Raw genomic sequence first — 18,063 nt, forward strand, 5'->3', positions numbered from 1 at the left:
AAGGAATTAGTCGTTGTCCCGACTTACTCAGCCGGGACACTCAGCTTTTCCGGCGGACGCCCGCGCCATGCGTCCCATGCCTCGGGCGTGTCGAGGTCGACAAGCGCGCGTTCGTCGGCCAGCGCGATCCGGCGCAGCCGGTGCGCGTTCGCTTTCAGGATATCCCGCGCCCCTTGATCGCCCGTAAGCTGCAGGATGGCAGAGAAGCAATCGGCCGGGAACAGCACGGGATGACCCGGCGTGCCGTCCGCTGCGGTTGCCTGCTGAAGCATGGGGTAGGGCGTCGCGCGGAAGCCCTCGATCAGGCGGGAGATATCGTCCGTCTCGATCTCCGGCATGTCCGCGGGCAGCACGACGACCGCCTTCATGCCGCGCGGTAACATCGCGACGCCACGGCGGAGCGACGCCGACATGCCGAGATCCGCGTCAGGGACGCCCACAAGCTGCACAGGCAAACCGGCCAGTGCCCCCGCCCGAGGGTGATCGTAATCCGGCAAAGTCACGCAGACGTGCGCGCCGGTGGCCATGGCTGTCTGCGCCTGGCGGCGCAGCAAGGGCTCACCCGAAACGATCTCGGTGAGCTTGTCTCTGCCGCGCATTCGGGAACTTGTACCGGCGGCGGGAATCAGGATGGCGATGTCTTGCATGATGATGGATATAACGGCGAGCCATTTGAAAAGACAGAAAAATCGTCGCTGCACACGCACCGGTTGTGTGCTGCGGCGCAGAAAACAATGACGTTTACGGATCGACTGTGCGCCCATGCAGCGCCCTAAGGCCTTGATTTACCCGCGCAGTCGGGTGCCCTCAACGTCGAACAACGGCGCGGGTTGCAACCTTGCCGTGCATCTGCGCCCGAGGATCTCGATCTCTGCCACAAGGTCGTCGCGAACGTCGCTGCGCGGGATCAGGGCGTAAGCGATCGACTTTCCCAGCCAGTGCGAATAGCCGCCCGACGTGCAGAAGCCGCGCACCGCGCCGTCGATCCAGACCGGCTCATAGGCGGTGACATCGGCATCGTCGGCGTCGACCTCGAAGACCACAAGCTGCCGGTCCGGGGGAGAGGCGCGCTCTGCCTCCGCGGCGGCCTTGCCGATGAAGTCCTTGTCCCACCGGATGAACCGGTCCAGCCCCGTCTCGGCGGCGGTATAGTCCGGCCCGTATTCGCGCTCCCAGGAACCGAAGAACCGGTCCAGCCGAAGGCTCATCATGGCGCGCATCCCGAAGGGCTTCAGCCCGTGCGGCTGGCCCTCGGTCCAGAGCGTCCGCCACAACTGCCGCTGGTTCATAGGATCGCAGTAGATCTCGAACCCGAGGTCGCCGGTGTAGGAGACCCGCTGCACGAGGCAGTCGGTCATGCCCACCGTCATCCGCCGCACGTCGAGGAACCGCATGTCCGACAGGTCGGTGCGGGTGCAGGCCTGCAGGATGTCCCGCGCCTTGGGTCCGGCAAGCTGGAAGCCGGTGGAGGAATCGCTGATATTCTCGATGGTTACTCCGTCCTGTTGATGCTGCAGGAACCAGCGCATGTGATAGGCTTGGGCGCCGTAGGATGCGGTCAGGCGGAATTCCGTTTCCGACAGGCAGGCCACGGTGAAGTCGCCGATGATCCGCCCGGGAGGCGACAGCATCGGCGTCAGCGACAGGCGGCCCGGCTTCGGAATGCGGCCCGCCATGACATGATCCAGCCATGTGCGCGCGTTCGGGCCGGTCACCCGGTACTTGCCAAAGTTGTGCACCTCGTTGATGCCGCAGGCTTTGCGCACGGCACGGACCTCGCGCGCCGTGGCCTCCCACGCGTTGGAGCGGCGGAACGATGGAGTCTCGTACCGCGGCTCGTCCCCTTCGGCAAAGTAGTTCGCCACCTCCAGCCCGTATTGCGCCCCCCAGACCGCGCCCATGCCGTCGAAGATGTCGTACATCGGCGAGGTGCGCAGCGGACGTGCGGCGGGCAGTTCTTCGTTCGGGTAGCTGACGGAGAAGCGTTTCTGATAGTTTTCAATGACTTTTGGCAGGGTGTACCCGGGTGAAATCCAGTCTCCGAACCGCGCCACGTCCAAGGCCGACACGTCGCGTTCGCATTCGCCGTGGGTCATCCATTGCGCCAGCATCAGGCCGACGCCGCCGCCTTGGCTGAAGCCCGCCATGACGCCGCAGGCGGACCAGTAGCCGCGCATCCCCGGGATCGGGCCGACCAGCGGGTTGCCGTCGGGGGCGAAGGTGAAGGGGCCATGGATCACCGACTTGATCCCGGCGCGCTCCAGCACCGGGAACCGGCGGAAGGCGAAGCTGATCGAGTCCTCGATCTTGTCGAAATCGTCGGGCAGCAGTTCGTGGCCGAAGTCCCAGGGCGTGCCGTCGACGGCCCAGGGGCGGCAGGGCTGCTCGTAGAACCCGATGCACAGTCCGCGCCCTTCCTGCCGCAGGTAGCTTTCCCCGGCGGGGTCCATGACGTGCGGGTGTTCGCTGTCGCGCTCGTAGATCTCGGGGGTTTCCTCGGTCACGAGGTACTGGTGTTCCATCGGGTGCAGCGGCAGGTAGACGCCCGCCATCGCGCCGACCTCACGTGCCCATAGGCCTCCGGCGTTGACCACATGCTCGGTGTGGATCGTGCCCTTGTCGGTGACCACGTCCCATGTGCCATCCCGTCGAGGATTGGTCTCCAACACCTTGGTATGCAGGTGAATTTCGGCGCCACCCATGCGCGCGGCCCTGGCATAGGCATGGGTGGTGCCGGAGGGATCGAGGTGCCCGTCGAGCGGGTCGTAAAGCGCGCCGATTATCCCGTCGAGGTTCACGATGGGGGCGAGCTTTGCGATCTCCTCGGGCCCGACGATCTCCGTCTCAAGCCCCATGTAGCGGTGCTTCGCCCGTTCGGCGACCAGCATGTCGAAGCGGTCGCGGTTGTCGGCAAGGGTGATGCCGCCCACGTGGTGCAGTCCGCAGGACATGCCGGTCAGCTCTTCCAGTTCGCGATAAAGCCGGATCGTATAGCCCTGCAGCGCCGCCATGTTGGTGTCGCCGTTCAGCGTGTGGAAGCCGCCCGCCGCGTGCCAGGTGGAGCCCGAGGTGAGTTCCGACCGCTCCAGCAGCATGACGTCCGACCAGCCCAGCTTTGTCAGGTGGTAGAGGACGGAGCAGCCGACGACGCCGCCTCCGATCACGACGACGCGGGTGGTGGATTTCATGGCGGACTCCCTGTTCGTTGCACCCGAGCTTAAACGCGGCAGAAGCGGTGCCTAGCACGAATGCGACGCATGATGTCGCGACTACGGGGCTGGGCAACGCCCGTGGACGTGTTACGTCTGCGTGGATGAAATCCTTGTTCTCTCTTCCGAAAAAGGCGGTGCGCGTGCTGCGTGGCCACCTTCGGCGCCTCTGGGTGCGCGTCACCGCCTTCGGCCTCTTGGCGGTGGCGGTGATCCCGCTGTCGCAACTCGTGGAACGGGTCCTGCCGGAAGAGTGGCAAAGCCTGATCGCGGGGTCGTCCGTCGACCGGCTGCTGGACATCATCGCCGCGGCCATGCTGACGGTCACCACGTTCTCGCTGACGGTCATGGTGTCGACGAACCACGCCACCGCCTCGCAGTTCACGCCGCGGCTGCAGCAACTGATCCGGCAGGACACGGTCACGCAGAATACGCTGGCCACCTTTATCAGCAGTTACGTCTACGCACTGACCGCCATCGTGCTGCGCGAGGTCAGCTATATCGGCGACGAGAAGGCGCTGGTGATGTTTGTCGTCACGGTTTTCATGCTGGCGCTGATCGTCTGGTCTCTGATCCGCTGGATGCAGCACCTGCAGTCGCTGGGCAGTCTGATCAGCTCCGCCCGCCAGGTGGAGGACAAGACGGCGCTGCAGTTCCGCCAGCGGCTGGACACGCCGTGTCTGGGTGCCGTGCCGCTGACCGGAGACGTGCCGGAGGACGGGTTCGTCGTTGCCACGCCCGAGACCGGCTATATCCAGATGATCCATCCGGAGCCGCTGCAGAAACTGGCAGAAGAGTTGAAGTGCGACATCTATCTCCTTGCCGAGATTGGGGATTTCGCCTTCCTGCGGTCTCCGCTGGCGAAGGTCTGCGGGCTGGGTGATGCGGATGAGGAGACCCGCGAACGGCTGTCCGAGGCGCTGCACCTCAACATCATCATCGGGGACGAACGCACCTACGATCAGGACCCGCGATTCGGGCTGATGACCATGGCGCAGATCGGGTCGAAGGCGCTGTCGCCTGGGATCAACGATCCGGGGACGGCGATCGATGTGATCAACCGGTGTGGGCGGATCCTGTCGGCGTATCGGGATGAGACGGAGGGGGACGGCGAGGCGCTGCATCCCCGGCTGCATGCAAGGCCGCTGGATGCGGAGGTTCTGATCGGCGACGCCTTCGATTCGGTGGCGCGCGACGGGGCCGCAGTGCGGGAGGTGCAGGAGCGCCTGCAGAAGGTGCTGGGCGGTCTGATGCGCCATCCCGATCCGGAGCTTTGCGCCGCGGCGAAAGCGCGGGCGGACGAGTATCTTGAGCGGGCGAAACAGGCGCTGGACTGGGAGCAGGACCGCGTCCGGCTGGAGCGTGCGGCAGAGCGGCGTGAAGGGGGCTGAGGCATTATTCACGCGGAATAAACGCTAGCGCAGAAGACCTTACGTCAGGCGGGTGGTAATCTGTACAGGTCGCGGGGGACTGTTCCCGATGTGCATATTTCGTACTGATGTTACCACTTTCTTTCCCGTTTACCTCCCCCGCGACAAACCCTCAGGACGTACCCGAAAAAAGCCCGTCCGGCCGGATACCAGAGCCCGGTCGGACGGCACCCTGACGGTCGGGTGCCACCGCCGTCAGGGTGCATTTTGCGCGCCGAAATCCCGACAAAAACAGGCCCTGCGCACACCCCATGGGAAGGCCCGGTTAACCGGGCGCGCGGCAGGGCCAGGACAGATTGAAATCCGGTGAAGACCCGCCCCCGGGCAACCGTTCGTTCACCGAGGTTGACGCGCTGTAAGGGGTGAACCGGCCGTTTCGACCCCCTGAACCGGCCGGTTGTTAACCCTTTACGCCGCAGCGCAGCGGGAAACCCTTGCCAGCCGGTAAACGGCGCTTTTGCCGCAGCCGGACGGCGCGCCGGAGTGAAACTCCGGCCTACGGACCGTCGCGCCCCGTGGCTGTCAGAGCGGCATGATCTTCAGCTTGGTGATGCGGTTGTTCTCCCGCGCGAGGACCTCGAACCGGAAACCGTGGAAGCTGAACACCTGGCCGACGGTCGGGATCACCTGCGACTCGTAGATCACCAGACCGGCAACGGTGTTGGCCTCGTCGTCGGGCAGGGTGAAGTCGGTGGCGCGGTTGAAGTCGCGGATCGTCATGTTGCCGTCGACGAGGAATTGGCCGTCGTCGGTGCGCAGGATCTGGTGGTCGGCCTGCGGGTCGTGTTCGTCCGCGATCTCGCCCACGATCTCCTCGAGGATGTCCTCGAGCGTGATCAGACCCTGAAGCGAGCCGTATTCGTCCACCACCAGCGCGAAGTGGGTCCGGCGGCGCAGGAACTGGCGCATCTGTTCGTCGAGAGCGGTGGTGTCCGGCACGAAGTAGGGCTTCATCATCACATCGGTGATCTTGAAGCCTGCCAGCGCCTCGGCGATGTCCTTCTCGCCGGTGGTCAGCTTGTACATGGCGCGCAGCAGGTCCTTGGCGTGGATCATGCCGATGATGTTTTCCGGGTCGCCGCGGAAGACGGGCAGGCGGGTGTGGCTCGATTCGAGGCACTGCTGCAGGATGTCCTGCGGCGGCGTGTCGGCGTCGATCATCTCGATGTTGGACCGGTGGAGCATGATCTCCTCCACGGTGCGGTCGCCGAGGTCGAGCGCGCCGAGGATGCGGTCGCGGTCCTCCTTCTGCACCACGCCTTCGGAGTGGCCGAGGTGCAGGGCGCCGGCGATCTCCTCGCGGACGGCGAGGATCTGGCTGTCGGGATCGGTGCGCACGCCGAAGATGCGCAGCACGCCGCGGACCAGCAGGCGCACGGCGGCCACCACGGGCGAGAACAGCCGGATGACCACCGCGATGGGCGCGGCCACCCGGGCGGCGGCGGTTTCGGGGTTGGTGATGGCGTAGGTCTTGGGCAGCACCTCGGCGAAGATCAGCACGAGCAGCGTCATGAAGAGCGTGGCCCAGGCGACGCCGCTGTCGCCGAAGAGGTTGGTGAAGAGCGCGGTCGCCAGCGAGGTGGCGAGGATGTTCACGAGGTTGTTGCCCAGGAGGACGGAGCCGATCAGCCGTTCGTTGTCCTCGGTGATCCGCAGCGCGCGTTCGGCGCCCGAAGATCCCCTGTCGGATGCGGCGCGCAGTTTCCCGCGCGAGGCGGCGGTCAGCGCGGTTTCCGATCCGGAAAAGAAGGCGGACAGCATGATGAGGCCGAGGATCGCGCCGGAGGTGATCCAGAAGGCGGCGTCGAGGGTTCCGGTCTGCGGGTCCATGGGGGGTGTTCTCCTTGCTCTGGCCGGTTATGGGTGTGCTGGCGCGGCGGTTCAAGGGGCGCTGGCGGCGCGGGGCCGGAGAAGGAGCAAGACGTGACACGGTTTCTGTTCGATGGCGAGGCCGGGGCGCCGGTGACGGTGCTTCTGGCGCATGGCGCGGTGGCGGCGATGGACACGCCGTTCATGGAGGGACTGGCGGCGGCGCTGGCGGGCTGCGGCCTGCGCGTGGCGCGGTTCGAGTTCGCCTACATGGCGGCGCGGCGCACCGGCGGGCCGAAGCGGCCGCCGCGGAAGGTCGAGGTGCTGAGCGCGGAATACGCGGCGGCGCTGGCGGACCTGCCGGGTGCGGGCCGGGTGGTCATCGGCGGCAAGTCGATGGGCGGGCGCGTCGCCTCGCTGATCGCCGACGAGGCGTTTGCGGCGGGGCGGATCGCGGGGCTGGCCTGTTTCGGCTACCCGTTCCACCCGCAGGGCAAGCCGGAGAAGCTGCGCACCGAACATCTGGCAGGGCTCAGGACGCCCGCGCTGATCTGCCAGGGCACCCGCGACCCCTTCGGCACGCAAGAAGAGGTGGCGGGCTATGCGCTGTCGGAGCGGATGGCGCTGCACTGGCTGGAGGACGGCGACCACGATTTCGTGCCGCGCAAGCGGGTCACCGGCCTGACGCAGGCGGATCACCTGAGTGCCGCGGCGCGGGCCTGTGCCGGGTGGGCCCGGGGGCTATAGCGGCGTGCCTTGCCGGGGGCGGTCAGTCCTTCGCCATCGGATGGTGGTCCATCACGAGGTCGCGGAGGCGTTCCTCGAGGACATGGGTGTAGATCTCGGTCGTGGCGACGTCGGCGTGGCCCAGCAGGGTCTGGATCGCCCGCAGGTCCGCGCCGTTGGCCAGCAGGTGCGTGGCAAAGGCGTGGCGGAGCGTGTGGGGCGTCACCTCCGACGGGGGGACGCCCGCTTCGAGCGCGAATTCCTTGATCAGCATGTAGAAGGCGTGGCGCGTCAGGTGCCCGGCCTTGCCGTGCGAGGGGAAGAGGAAGGGCGAGGGGACGGCGCCGGTGGCGATGTGCGCCTCCGACGCGGCGGCGTCGCGGGCGGAGAGCCACGTGGCCAGCGCCTCACGCGCAGGGGGGGACAGGGGCACCATGCGTTCCTTGCCGCCCTTGCCGCGGATCAGCAGCATCCTCGGGTCGCCGCGCGCGGCGGAGACGGGGAGAGAGACCAGTTCGGTGACGCGCATGCCGGTGGCGTAGAGCACCTGCATCAGGCAGGCGTTGCGGGCGCGGTCGGCTTCGGTCCGGCCGTGGATGGCGGCGGCGTCGAGCAGCCGGTCCACCTGTTCGACGGAGAGCGTCTTGGGCAGGCGCTTCTCGCGGCCGGGGCCGGCGATCTGGACGGCGGGGTTGTCCTCGCGCAGGCCCTCCTCGAAGGCGAAGCGGTAGATCTGCTTGATCGCCGACAGGCGGCGGGCGCGGGTGGCGCGCGAAAGGCCCAGCGTGTCGCAGTCGACGAGGTAGGATTCGACGTCCTTCTTCTGCGCGGTGGCGAAGTCGAGCGCGTGGTCGGTGAGCCAGTCGGCGACATGGGTGAGGTCGCGCTGGTAGGCGGCGAGCGTGTTGGCGGCGGCGCCGCGCTCTGCCGCCATGGCTTCGAGGAAGAGCGGCAGCCAGCGGGACGGGGCGAGCGTCATTGCAGGGCACGCTCCGCGTCGAGGATCATCAGTTCGAGGGCGGCCCGGCGGGCGGTGTCCTCGAGCCCGAGCGCGCGGAAGGTGGCGATGGCGTCGGTCAGGTCCTGGCCGTTGCCCTCCGCGCCGGAGGCGAAGAGCGCCATGGCCCGCAGGATGACCTCTCCGAGGCGGCCGCTGTCGAGCTGGGTGGCCAGCACCTGCGGCATGGTCGCGCCCTCGGTGAAGCCGGCGGCCACGGCTTCGGCATGGGGCAGGGGCGGGAGTTCGTCCGGGGCGATGCCGCGGGCGATGTCGGTGAGGAAGCGCGCCTCGCGCCCGTCGTCGTCTTCGAGGGTGAGGGACAGGTCCTCGTACCCGGCGGTCAGGAAGCGGGCGCGGCGGGCCATCTGCTGCGCGCGCCCGTTCACGTCCACCTCGGCGATGTCCTCGGCGTAGAGGTCGGCGAAGGGGGAAAGCATCCGCGCATGGGCCATCTGCGGCCAGACCTGCACCAGCGCGCGGGCCACGCCCTCGGGGACGCCGCGTTCCAGCGCCGCCTCGAAATCCTGAAGCGCCTTCACCCGGTCCCAGATCCCGCCGGAGGCGGCGGGCCGCCGCAGCGTGTAGATCCCCAGAAGCCGGTTCGGCGGCAGGCTGCCGGCGCGGGCCAGCCGTTCTGCGGCCTCGATCTGGGTGCGCCAGCCGTTGTCGCCCGACAGGTCGAGCACAGCGAAGGGCAGGGGCAGCGGCGCCGTGGGCAGCGGTTCGCCCAGAGCCTCGAACAGGCGGAATTCCAGCGGCGAGGGTCGGACCGGCGGCAGGAGCGCGCGGCCGTCGCCCGCCTCCGGATCAAGGAAGCGGGTCAGCAGTTCGGCCCGCCGTCCGCTGATGTCGCCCAGCGTGCGGGCGCTTTGCAGGATCAGCGCGGCGCGTTCCCAGTCGCCCTTGCGCGCGGTGCAGAACACCCGGAGCGACAGGTCCGACGAGAGCCTCGGCTGCACTTCGAGCTTGTCGCAGACGGGTTCCGACTGTCCCAGCAGCAGCGAGAGGTCGACCCAATGGGCAAAGAGCCGCGGGTCGTCGACGCCGGTGATGTCGAGAAGGGCCAGCGCCTCTTCGACCGCGCCCTGAGAGGTCAGCCAGTTGAGCCGTCCGTCGAGGAAGGCCAGCCGCGCGTCGCCCGCGGGCGGTTCCGCCTCGGTGAGGATCAGCGTGCGCATCAGCCGCTGCATGGCGGGGACGGGCAGTTCCACCGCGGCGATCAGCACGGCGAGGTTCGCCGGGTCCGACGCCTTCCACAGGGTCACCGGCAGCCCGGTCGTGGCGGGCGACAAAAGGCCCGCGGCGCTCGGGTCCGCCTCTGACAGGGGCGACGTTTCCACCGAGGGCGGCAGTGCGCCCTGTGCCACGGGTTCGGTCTGGGCCACGGCGCCCGCTGCCAGGGCAATTCCCATGGCAAGCACGGCGGTCCCGCCGAGGGCCGCCCGCCGAATCCTGTTCGGGTTCATCGGCCCTCTGCCCATGTCATTCCTCTTCCAGTTCGACCGGCACCCGGATTTCCGCCTGTGGCGGGCTGAAGTCCGCACCGAAATACGGCCCGACATAGGCGTACGCCGTCAAAGCGATCACCCCCAGTACGAGCAGATAGAAAAGCCACTTTATCAGTCGGCCCATATGGGCACCCCCTGCCTCACCTTTTTTCGCGTTTATACCTAGCCTTTTTGTCCCGTTCACGTCATTCACGCAACAGGCAAGACATGGGCAAGGAATGGCCGAAGGCACCTTTCACAAGGGTTTGATCCTGCACAAGACCGTTGTTTTCGTCGGCATGATGGGCGCCGGCAAGACCGCTGTGGGACGGACCCTCGCGGCGCGGCTTGGCGTGAAATTCCGCGACTCGGACCACGAGATCGAGGTCGCGGCGCAGATGAACATAGCAGAGATCTTTGCCCGCGACGGCGAGGATTTCTTTCGTCGCAAGGAAAGCCAGATCATCGGGCGGCTTCTGGACGGTGCGCCCGGCGTGCTGTCGACCGGCGGCGGCGCCTTCATGTCGGAGGCCAATCGCAAGATGATCTCGGCGCGGGGCGTGTCCGTCTGGCTGAACGCCGACCTGGAGCTGTTGTGGGACCGGGTGCGTCAGAAGGACACCCGGCCGCTTCTGAAGACCGAAGATCCCAAGGGCACGCTGCGCGGGCTGTATGACCGGCGGGTGCCGATCTATGCACTGGCCGATCTGGCCGTGCGCTCGGAGCCCGGTATGTCGCTTGAGAAGATGGCGGCGCGCGTGGCGGATGCCCTGCTGGCAGAGCGCCCGGATGTACTGGAGGAACGCCCATGACCGAAACCGTAAGCGTGCCGCTGCCGGGGCGGGCCTATGACGTGCGCATCGGCGAAGGTTTGCTGGCGCGGGCCGGCGCAGAGATCGCGCCGCTGCTGAAACGGCCGCGCGTGGCCATCGTGACCGACGAAACCGTGGCTGCTGCGCATCTTTCGACGCTGGAAACGGCGCTGTCGGCCGAGGGAATCGCCAGCGTCGCGCTGACCCTGCCGCCGGGCGAGGCGACGAAGGGCTGGCCGCAGTTCACCCGCACGGTGGAATGGCTGCTGGAACAGAAGGTTGAGCGGCGCGACATCGTGATCGCGCTTGGCGGGGGGGTGATCGGCGACCTCGTGGGCTTTGCCGCCGCGGTGCTGCGGCGGGGCGTGCGCTTTGTGCAGATCCCGACCTCGCTTCTGGCGCAGGTGGACAGTTCGGTGGGCGGCAAGACCGGCATCAACGCGCCGCAGGGCAAGAACCTGATCGGCGCGTTCCACCAGCCGTCGCTGGTGCTGGCGGACATCGGTGTGCTGGACACGCTGACCCCGCGCGACTTCCGCGCCGGGATGGGCGAGGTGGTGAAATACGGGCTTCTCGGCGACGCCGCGTTCTTCGGCTGGCTGGAAGAGAACGCCGCGGCGGTGATCGGGGGCGACCGCGCGGCGCGGCAGCACGCGGTCAAACGCTCGGTCGAGATGAAGGCGGAGATCGTGCTGCGCGACGAGACGGAGCAGGGCGACCGCGCGCTGCTGAACCTCGGGCACACCTTCTGCCATGCGTTCGAATCGGCGACGGGCTATTCCGACCGGCTGCTGCACGGCGAGGGCGTGGCGATCGGCTGCGCGCTGGCCTTCGAGCTGTCCGCCCGGCTTGGCCTTTGCGCGCAGGAGGACCCGAGCCGGGCCCGCGCGCTGCTGGCGGAGGCGGGCATGAAGCGCGACCTGCGCGACATTCCCGGCGACCTGCCGGATGCAGAGGCGCTGCTGGACCTCATGGGCCAGGACAAGAAGGTGGTGGACGGGCGTTTGAACTTTATCCTCGCGCGCGGCATAGGCGCGGCCTTCGTCACCTCGGACGTGCCGCGCGACGCGGTGGCGGGGCTTCTGCAGGAGCAGCTTGCGGCGCGGTGAGCGTCATGGCTCAGCGCGGGCGGCGCAGCACCATCAGTTCGCCGACGTTCTCGGACGTGACGTAGCCCAGAACACGGCCATGCCGGTCGACGGCGGCCACGGCAGGGGCGGTCTGCAGGGCGTCCAGGACCTGCACCAGCGGTGCGGCCAGTCCCAGTTGCGGGATCTCGGAGGTCATGACCTCGGCCACGGGGCGGTTGGTGCTGCCCTCGGCCATGGCGGTGAAGAGCGCCTGCCGGGTCAGGAAGCCGAGGAGCGTGCCGTTGTCGTCCAGCACCGGGAATTCGTGCTGGGTGGTGCGGATCAGGGTCTGGCCCGCCATGCCCAGCGTGTCGCCGGGGCGGAGCCGTTCGAACTGGGTGATCATCGCGTCGCGCATGTAGAGGCCGCGGGCGATGTCGCGGGAAGAGACGTCCTGCGCCTCGCTCTCGGCGGCGAAGATCACGAAGGCGGCGATCAGCAGCAGGATCAGGTTGCCGGAGGTCAGGCCCCAGACCGCCAGCAGCAGCGCGAAGACCTGTCCTGCGCGGGCGGCGATGCGGGTGGCCCGCACCCGGTCGGTGCCAAGCGCCAGCGCCGCCCGCAGCACGCGGCCGCCGTCCATGGGGAAGGCGGGGATCATGTTGAAGAGCGCAAGCGCCATGTTCACCGCGGCGATGCGCCCGGCAAGGTTGCCGGTGGCGGTGGGGTCCGAGAGCGCGTCGACGCTGGTGTTGGCGCCGAGCGCGATCAGCACCGCCCAGATCACCACGTTGACCGCCGGGCCCGCCAGCGCCACGGCGATCTCCTGCGCGGGACGTTCGGGCATCCGGTCGAGCCGGGCCAGACCGCCGATGGGCAGGAGGGTGATGTCGGGGGTGCGGATGCCGAAGCGGCGCGCCATCAGCGCGTGGCCGTATTCATGCGCCACCACGCAGGCGAAGAGCAAGACGACGAAGCTCAGGCTGTCGAGCGCCGCCGCCGTGCCGCCGCTGCTGTAGGCCGAAAGCCCGATCCAGCCCAGGAGCAGGAAGAACGTGGCATGCACCCTGAGTTCGGAGCCGAGCAGTCGGCCGACGGGAAAAGACCAGGACATGGGCGCTCCGTTGTTGTGACGGTCCACACATAACCCGTGACGCAGGGGATTGCAGGGGGTTTGCCCGCGACATTCACGCAAGGCTGCCTTGCCCTGCGCGAACAGGGTTGCAGACCGGAGACGCACCGAGTGCCGGGATCAGCCGCCGGTGTGGCTCATGTGGCGGGATACGCGACCATCGACGGTCTGGCGGGAATAGTCGAAATCGTGGCCCTTGGGCTTCAGCCGGATGGCGTCGCGGATCGCGGCCTCTAGCGGCGCGTCGCTCTCGGGATGGTTGCGGAGGGCGGCGCGCAGGTCGGCGTTGTCCTCCTGACCCAGGCACATGAACAGCTCGCCCGTGCAGGTCAGGCGCACGCGGTTGCAGCTTTCGCAGAAATTGTGGGAGAGCGGCGTGATGAAGCCGATCTTCTGGCCGGTTTCCTCCAGCCGCACGTAGCGGGCCGGGCCGCCGGTGCTTTCGGGCAGGTCGGTCAGGGTGTACTGCTCGGCCAGCCGGGCGCGGAGGTCGGTCAGCTTCCAGTACTGGTCCAGACGGTCCTCGTTGCCGATATCGCCCATGGGCATGACCTCGATCCAGGTCAGGTCCATGTCGCGCTCGGCGCACCATTCGGTGATCCGGAAGAGCTCGTCCTCGTTGAAGCCCTTGAGCGCCACGGCGTTGATCTTGACCCGGAGGCCCGCGGCCTGCGCGGCGTCGATGCCCTTCAGCACCTGCGGCAGGCGGCCCCAGCGGGTGATCTCGGCAAACTTGGTCTCGTCCAGCGTGTCGAGCGAGACGTTCACCCGGCGCATCCCGGCATCGTAGAGGTCCTGCGCGAACCGCCCGAGCTGGGAGCCGTTGGTGGTCAGCGTCAGCTCCTTCAGCGCGCCGGCCTCGAGGTGCCGGGTCATGCCGCGGAAGAAGGTCAGGATGTCACGGCGCACCAGCGGTTCGCCCCCGGTGATGCGCAGCTTTTCCACGCCCAGCCGGATGAAGGTCGAACACATGCGGTCCAGTTCCTCCAGCGTCAGCAGTTCCTTCTTGGGCAGGAAGGTCATATTTTCCGACATGCAGTACACGCAGCGAAAATCGCAGCGGTCGGTGACGGAAACCCGAAGATAGGAAATCGGGCGCTGGAATGGATCGATCAGAGGTGTCGTCATGGTCCTGAACCTAGGCCTCGGCGAGAATATGAGCAAGGGCGCGCGCATGATTGTGTACCAAAGGCCAAGGCGTGTAAGACAGGATGCGGGCAGAAAAGGACTTTCCCAATGATGAATCGCGTGGCGATGGCAGGCGCACTGGCGCTTGGACTGGCGGGGTGCGGCGACGGAGCAGGCCTGTTCCAGCCGAAGACCCCGCAGAAATCCGCAACGGCAGAGGCGACCTCGGGCGGGTCGCGGCCGCAGGCACGTGGCGATGCGGCGGTGACCGCCGCGCCGAAGCCCCCGGCGAACGCCCGCACCGCGGCGCAGTTCGACACCACCTCGGCCGAGGAAAAGCAGGCGGCGGCGACCAAACCGGCGGACCCGGGCGGCGAGAAGCTTCTGGGCGATACCGTGGCCTCGTTGGGCGATCCGTCGCGGCCGGGGTTCTGGCTGGAAACGCCGCTGGTCTCGACGGCGCAGAAGGGCCGGGTGGAATACAAGGGCAAGAGCTCTCAGGTCGACCTGATCCCGATCGACGGGCCGTCCTCGGCGGGCAGCCGGCTGTCGCTTCCGGCGATGCAGCTGATCGGCGCGCCGCTGACTGATCTGCCGACGATCCAGGTCTACGCCGGGGGCTGATCCGGCCTTTTCCCATGGCTGTGCCCGCCGTGTGACGCGGCGGGCGGCCAGTTGCGGGCGGTCAGAGGTAATTCGACGCCTCGCGCACGGCGAAGGGTTTCATGGCAGCGGAATGCGTGTCCAGGAAGGTCCGGACCCTGTCGGCGTCGTGTTTGGACAGGTCGCGCAGCCACCATCCCACCGCCTTCTGGATGAACCACGCGCCGTCCTGCGTGTAACCGGCGGCCCAGCCGAGCACACGTTCGCGCGCGGCGATCTCCTCCGGTTTCGGAATGCTCAGGCGGGCCAGCGGCAGGGCGGCGACCAGCGCCGCGCGCTTTGTCCAGAGGTGATCGGAGGTGGTCCAGCCTTCGAGCGTGTCCAGCCGCGACAGGTCGGCCATGACCCGGCGCGACAGCGCGGAACAGGCGTGGTCGGCGATGGCCCAGCCGTCGAACTCCGGCACCCATGTCAGCATCAGGTCCCAGGCCGCGCTGTCCGAGGGGCGCATCCGCGCCTGCGTCAGCAGCTTGGCGGCGGCGATGCGGGCCTCGAACACGCCGGACTGCCAGAGCCCGTCGGCAAGTGCGGTGCGCTCGGGCAGGGAGAGGTCCTGCCGCCAGTCCTTTACCAGGTCATTGATCGCCGGGTTGGGCGTGCCGAGGCAGGGGCGGTCGGTCTTGTGATAGGCGGCCATGCCGGGCGTGCGCTCCGGATCGGACTGGGCGCGCAGGGCGGAAAGGGCGTCTTCGGGGGTCATGCGATGAAGGTCCTTCGCGCGCGGTCCGAGAGGAAGAGGTAGGGCGTCCAGATCAGCAGGCTGATGGCGAGGCTGGCGAAGGTCTGCACCGTTGCACCGTCGAACAGCGGAAGCTCCGGCAGCAGGTGGCGCACCGCCGCGATGTCCACGAGGTTCGCGGTCAGCGCCATCAGGTTGACGCCGAGGTAGAGCCGCGGGAAGGCCCATTTGCGCCGGAAGAACGAGGCCGCCAGCAGGACCGTCGCCAGAAGCATCATGACCTGGAAAGCCAGTTCGCCGACCAGCACCACCGGCCAGAGCGGGTCGTAGTCGGGGGAGGTGGTGTCGGACATGATGTCGAAGGCGCCGGAGGCGAAGACGTCCCGCCAGAGCGTGGTGAGGTTCAGAAGCACAAGGAAGGGCGCCAGAACGATACCCACCCCGAGAAGCACGAGCCAGCCGCCGATCGTCAGGGGGGCGGCGCGGGCCGGGGCATCGGTCATTCGGAGGCGAGGGGGGCTGTGTCCACGGGCGCGGCCGTCCCGGTGGGGAAGCCGTCGATGGTGGTCGCGTTCTTCTCGGCCCAGTAGGCGCGCACGCCGTCGCGGCCCTTGCGGTCCGCCCAGTCGTGCAGCACGTCCCGTTCGCCCGCGTAGTCGAAGAAGGGCACCGCGTAGCCGCAGGAGGTCTGGGCCATGTCCACCGCCATGTCGAAGACCTGCCGCGCGCCGGTTTCCTCGGGGAAGAGGCCGTTGAGCTCGGACCAGTCGGCGTCGCCTTCCTGCACGGTGCGGGCGGTGCCGTAGGCGCGCAGGATCATCGGCTGCTTTTCGAACCCGCACCACATGAGCGTCATGCGGTTGACCCGTTTCAGGTGGCCCGCCGTCTCGTTCCCCGACCCGGTCAGGTTGCGCCAGAGTATGCGGTTCGGCCCCATGATGCGCAGCGAATCCATCCCCTTGGGCGAGAGGTTCACGCGGCCCGTTTCCGCTGCCGTGGCCACGAAGACGATGTGCTGCGCGGCGATGAAGCGGCGGATCGGGTCGGTCAGGTGGTCGAATTGCTTGGCCATGGCGGCGGTCCTTCCGGGGTCACTCCACCGTCACAGATTTCGCCAGATTGCGCGGCTGGTCAACGTCCGTGCCCTTCGCGATGGCGGTGTGGTACGCCAGAAGCTGCGCCGGCAGGGCGTAGAGGATGGGTGTCAGGATCTCCGGCACCTCGGGCATCTGGATGACCTTCCACACGTCGTTGCCGGCAATGGCCGCGCCCGCGCTGTCGGTCACCAGAAGGACCTGGCCGCCGCGGGCCATGACCTCCTGCATGTTCGAGACGGTCTTTTCGAAGAGGCTGTCCTTCGGCGCCAGAACCACCACCGGCACGTTCTTGTCGATCAGCGCGATGGGACCGTGCTTCAGTTCGCCCGACGCATAAGCCTCGGCGTGTATGTAGCTGATTTCCTTCAGTTTCAGCGCGCCTTCGTGGGCGAGCGGATACATCAGGCCACGGCCGAGGAAGAGGATGTCGCGCGCTTCCGCCAGGCGGCGGGCGGCCTGGGCTATGACCTCGTCCCGGCCAAGGGCGGCGTTGAAGGTGCCGGGCAGCGCGCGCAGCGCGGTCAGGATGTCGTCGCGCCGCTCGGGCGTCAGCCGCCCGCGATCCTCCGCCGCCTTCAGCGCCAGCAGCAGCAGCACCGTAAGCTGGCAGGTGAAGGCCTTGGTGGAGGCGACACCGATCTCGATCCCGGCATGAATGGGCAGGGCCAGGTCGCTTTCCCGCGCGATGGAGCTTTCGGGCACGTTGACCACCGACCAGATGGCCGAAGCCTTGTCGCGGCAGTAGCGCAGCGCGGCCAGCGTGTCGGCGGTCTCGCCCGACTGGGAGATGAAGAGCGCCGCGGTCTTCGGCGGGATCGGCGGCTCGCGGTAGCGGAATTCGGAGGCGATATCGACGTCCACCGGCAGGCCCGCGATCTGCTCGAACCAGTATTTCGCCGTGAAACCCGCAAGGTAGGCGGTGCCGCAGGCAGATATGGTCAGCCGGTCGATGGCGGTGAAATCGATGCCCGGATCGGGCAGGGCGACGCCGCTTTCGGTCAAATAGGCGGACAGGCAGGCGGACAGGACCGAGGGCTGCTCGGCGATTTCCTTTGCCATGAAGTGCTTGTAGCCGCCCTTGTCGACGCGGGCGGCGTCCATGTTGATGGTGCGCGCCTCGCGGTTGACGCGGCGGCCCATGCGGTCGCGGATCTCGATCGTGTCGCGGGTCAGGATCGCGCGGTCGCCTTCCTCGAGATAGGTGATGCGGTTGGTCAGCGGGGCGAGCGCGATGGCATCGGAGCCCACGTAGTTCTCGCCCTCGCCATGGCCCACGGCCAGCGGGCTGCCCTTGCGCGCGGCGACCATCAGGTCTTCCTCGCCGTCGAACAGGAAGGCCAGCGCAAAGGCGCCCTCCAGCTCGTCGACGGTGGCCAGGGCGGCGTCGACCGGCGACTTGCCCTGCGTCATGTGGAGCTGTGTCAGCATGGCGACGGTTTCGGTGTCGGTCTCCGTCTCGGGCATCAGGCCCGCTTCGGACAGCTTCTCGCGCAGTTCCTTGTAGTTCTCGATGATGCCGTTGTGCACCACCGCCACCGGGCCGCACTTGTGCGGGTGGGCGTTCAGCTCCGAGGGGGCGCCGTGGGTGGCCCAGCGGGTGTGGCCGATGCCCGACTTGCCGCGCAGCGGATCGTGGACCAGCGCGTCCGACAGGTTGATCAGCTTGCCCACGGCGCGGCGGCGGTCGAGATGCCCGCCGTTCACCGTGGCGATGCCCGCGCTGTCGTAGCCGCGGTATTCGAGCCGCTTGAGCGCCTCGACGAGGATGGGCGCGACCTCATGGGTCCCGAGAACGCCGACGATTCCGCACATGGGAGGTGT

At 67.8% G+C, this 18,063-nt stretch carries 17 protein-coding genes; 5 read left to right on the plus strand and 12 right to left on the minus strand.

The window, feature by feature from the left end; genetic code table 11:
* Window positions 1-23 precede the first annotated feature (23 nt).
* Together CDO87_RS18665 and CDO87_RS18670 are read right to left on the minus strand one after the other, a co-directional pair.
* On the minus strand, window positions 24-764 hold the full coding sequence (locus CDO87_RS18665; RefSeq protein ID WP_308213903.1) for a nucleotidyltransferase family protein: 741 nt from the start codon (window positions 762-764) through the stop codon (window positions 24-26).
* Between the two features lie 21 nt (window positions 765-785).
* Complete coding sequence (locus tag CDO87_RS18670; protein ID WP_100930177.1) at window positions 786-3,188, minus strand: FAD-dependent oxidoreductase; 2,403 nt, start codon at window positions 3,186-3,188, stop codon at window positions 786-788.
* Between the two features lie 134 nt (window positions 3,189-3,322).
* On the opposite strand from CDO87_RS18670, the gene CDO87_RS18675 reads away from it, so the two are divergent.
* Window positions 3,323-4,600, plus strand: a complete 1,278-nt coding sequence (locus CDO87_RS18675; RefSeq protein ID WP_254698210.1) for a DUF2254 domain-containing protein — start codon at window positions 3,323-3,325, stop codon at window positions 4,598-4,600.
* A 561-nt stretch (window positions 4,601-5,161) separates the two neighbouring features.
* Here the strand turns inward: CDO87_RS18675 and CDO87_RS18680 are convergent.
* The gene (locus CDO87_RS18680; RefSeq protein WP_100930178.1) at window positions 5,162-6,469 is read right to left on the minus strand and encodes an HlyC/CorC family transporter; all 1,308 of its coding nucleotides are present in this window, start codon (window positions 6,467-6,469) and stop codon (window positions 5,162-5,164) included.
* Between the two features lie 93 nt (window positions 6,470-6,562).
* On the opposite strand from CDO87_RS18680, the gene CDO87_RS18685 reads away from it, so the two are divergent.
* Window positions 6,563-7,195 carry an alpha/beta family hydrolase gene (locus CDO87_RS18685; protein ID WP_100930179.1) on the plus strand — a complete coding sequence of 211 codons (633 nt, stop codon included), beginning with the start codon at window positions 6,563-6,565 and terminating at the stop codon, window positions 7,193-7,195.
* Between the two features lie 22 nt (window positions 7,196-7,217).
* Here CDO87_RS18685 and CDO87_RS18690 read toward each other — a convergent pair whose 3' ends face one another.
* From CDO87_RS18690 to CDO87_RS27065, 3 genes are read right to left on the minus strand one after another with little or no spacing between them, the layout of a single operon-like run.
* Complete coding sequence (locus CDO87_RS18690; protein ID WP_100930180.1) at window positions 7,218-8,153, minus strand: site-specific tyrosine recombinase XerD; 936 nt, start codon at window positions 8,151-8,153, stop codon at window positions 7,218-7,220.
* On the minus strand, window positions 8,150-9,655 hold the full coding sequence (locus CDO87_RS18695) for a hypothetical protein (RefSeq protein WP_100930181.1): 1,506 nt from the start codon (window positions 9,653-9,655) through the stop codon (window positions 8,150-8,152). The genes CDO87_RS18690 and CDO87_RS18695 overlap by 4 nt, the downstream gene beginning before the upstream one ends.
* 1 nt (window position 9,656) lies before the next feature.
* A complete protein-coding gene (locus CDO87_RS27065) occupies window positions 9,657-9,806 on the minus strand; it encodes a hypothetical protein (protein ID WP_198521754.1) in 150 nt (49 codons plus the stop codon).
* Window positions 9,807-9,900: 94 nt separating this feature from the next.
* On the opposite strand from CDO87_RS27065, the gene CDO87_RS18700 reads away from it, so the two are divergent.
* Both CDO87_RS18700 and aroB read left to right on the plus strand, forming a co-directional pair.
* Window positions 9,901-10,473, plus strand: coding sequence for a shikimate kinase (locus CDO87_RS18700; protein ID WP_100930182.1), 573 nt, complete (start codon window positions 9,901-9,903; stop codon window positions 10,471-10,473).
* The gene (gene aroB / locus CDO87_RS18705) at window positions 10,470-11,582 is read left to right on the plus strand and encodes a 3-dehydroquinate synthase (RefSeq protein WP_100930183.1); all 1,113 of its coding nucleotides are present in this window, start codon (window positions 10,470-10,472) and stop codon (window positions 11,580-11,582) included. Before CDO87_RS18700 ends, aroB begins: the two co-directional genes overlap by 4 nt.
* 10 nt (window positions 11,583-11,592) lie before the next feature.
* Here the strand turns inward: aroB and CDO87_RS18710 are convergent, their stop codons facing one another.
* Both CDO87_RS18710 and moaA read right to left on the minus strand, forming a co-directional pair.
* Window positions 11,593-12,657, minus strand: a complete 1,065-nt coding sequence (locus CDO87_RS18710) for a site-2 protease family protein (protein WP_100930184.1) — start codon at window positions 12,655-12,657, stop codon at window positions 11,593-11,595.
* A gap of 138 nt (window positions 12,658-12,795) precedes the next feature.
* Window positions 12,796-13,803 (minus strand): GTP 3',8-cyclase MoaA, encoded by a 1,008-nt coding sequence (moaA, locus tag CDO87_RS18715; protein WP_100930185.1) that lies wholly within the window; start codon window positions 13,801-13,803, stop codon window positions 12,796-12,798.
* Window positions 13,804-13,911: 108 nt separating this feature from the next.
* Here moaA and CDO87_RS18720 point away from each other — a divergent pair, with 108 nt between their 5' ends.
* Entirely contained in the window at window positions 13,912-14,427 is a 516-nt protein-coding gene (locus CDO87_RS18720; protein WP_100930186.1) for a hypothetical protein, read from the plus strand.
* A 61-nt stretch (window positions 14,428-14,488) separates the two neighbouring features.
* Here CDO87_RS18720 and CDO87_RS18725 read toward each other — a convergent pair whose 3' ends face one another.
* Genes CDO87_RS18725 through glmS form a run of 4 tightly spaced genes read right to left on the minus strand, consistent with a single transcriptional unit; the run spans window position 14,489 to window position 18,054 of the window.
* The gene (locus CDO87_RS18725; RefSeq protein ID WP_100930187.1) at window positions 14,489-15,166 is read right to left on the minus strand and encodes a DNA alkylation repair protein; all 678 of its coding nucleotides are present in this window, start codon (window positions 15,164-15,166) and stop codon (window positions 14,489-14,491) included.
* Window positions 15,163-15,648 carry a DUF2569 domain-containing protein gene (locus CDO87_RS18730; RefSeq protein WP_100930188.1) on the minus strand — a complete coding sequence of 162 codons (486 nt, stop codon included), beginning with the start codon at window positions 15,646-15,648 and terminating at the stop codon, window positions 15,163-15,165. Before CDO87_RS18730 ends, CDO87_RS18725 begins: the two co-directional genes overlap by 4 nt.
* The gene (locus CDO87_RS18735; protein WP_100930189.1) at window positions 15,645-16,217 is read right to left on the minus strand and encodes a pyridoxamine 5'-phosphate oxidase family protein; all 573 of its coding nucleotides are present in this window, start codon (window positions 16,215-16,217) and stop codon (window positions 15,645-15,647) included. Before CDO87_RS18735 ends, CDO87_RS18730 begins: the two co-directional genes overlap by 4 nt.
* A 19-nt stretch (window positions 16,218-16,236) precedes the next feature.
* Window positions 16,237-18,054: a glutamine--fructose-6-phosphate transaminase (isomerizing) gene (gene glmS, locus CDO87_RS18740; protein ID WP_100930190.1), complete on the minus strand. Its 1,818-nt coding sequence runs from the start codon at window positions 18,052-18,054 to the stop codon at window positions 16,237-16,239.
* Window positions 18,055-18,063 lie beyond the last annotated feature (9 nt).

Source organism: Sagittula sp. P11 (genome assembly GCF_002814095.1).
Taxonomy (GTDB): Bacteria; Pseudomonadota; Alphaproteobacteria; order Rhodobacterales; family Rhodobacteraceae; genus Sagittula.

Coding starts and splice junctions, on each gene's coding strand:
- CDO87_RS18680 (WP_100930178.1), bottom strand. CDS start 6,469: ATGGACCCGCAGACCGGAACCCTCGACGCCGCCTTCTGGATCACCTCC.
- CDO87_RS18725 (WP_100930187.1), bottom strand. CDS start 15,166: ATGACCCCCGAAGACGCCCTTTCCGCCCTGCGCGCCCAGTCCGATCCG.
- CDO87_RS27065 (WP_198521754.1), bottom strand. CDS start 9,806: ATGGGCCGACTGATAAAGTGGCTTTTCTATCTGCTCGTACTGGGGGTG.
- CDO87_RS18695 (WP_100930181.1), bottom strand. CDS start 9,655: ATGGGCAGAGGGCCGATGAACCCGAACAGGATTCGGCGGGCGGCCCTC.
- CDO87_RS18730 (WP_100930188.1), bottom strand. CDS start 15,648: ATGACCGATGCCCCGGCCCGCGCCGCCCCCCTGACGATCGGCGGCTGG.
- CDO87_RS18710 (WP_100930184.1), bottom strand. CDS start 12,657: ATGTCCTGGTCTTTTCCCGTCGGCCGACTGCTCGGCTCCGAACTCAGG.
- CDO87_RS18665 (WP_308213903.1), bottom strand. CDS start 764: ATGGGCGCACAGTCGATCCGTAAACGTCATTGTTTTCTGCGCCGCAGC.
- glmS (WP_100930190.1), bottom strand. CDS start 18,054: ATGTGCGGAATCGTCGGCGTTCTCGGGACCCATGAGGTCGCGCCCATC.
- aroB (WP_100930183.1), top strand. CDS start 10,470: ATGACCGAAACCGTAAGCGTGCCGCTGCCGGGGCGGGCCTATGACGTG.
- CDO87_RS18670 (WP_100930177.1), bottom strand. CDS start 3,188: ATGAAATCCACCACCCGCGTCGTCGTGATCGGAGGCGGCGTCGTCGGC.
- CDO87_RS18690 (WP_100930180.1), bottom strand. CDS start 8,153: ATGACGCTCGCCCCGTCCCGCTGGCTGCCGCTCTTCCTCGAAGCCATG.
- moaA (WP_100930185.1), bottom strand. CDS start 13,803: ATGACGACACCTCTGATCGATCCATTCCAGCGCCCGATTTCCTATCTT.
- CDO87_RS18720 (WP_100930186.1), top strand. CDS start 13,912: ATGATGAATCGCGTGGCGATGGCAGGCGCACTGGCGCTTGGACTGGCG.
- CDO87_RS18700 (WP_100930182.1), top strand. CDS start 9,901: ATGGCCGAAGGCACCTTTCACAAGGGTTTGATCCTGCACAAGACCGTT.
- CDO87_RS18735 (WP_100930189.1), bottom strand. CDS start 16,217: ATGGCCAAGCAATTCGACCACCTGACCGACCCGATCCGCCGCTTCATC.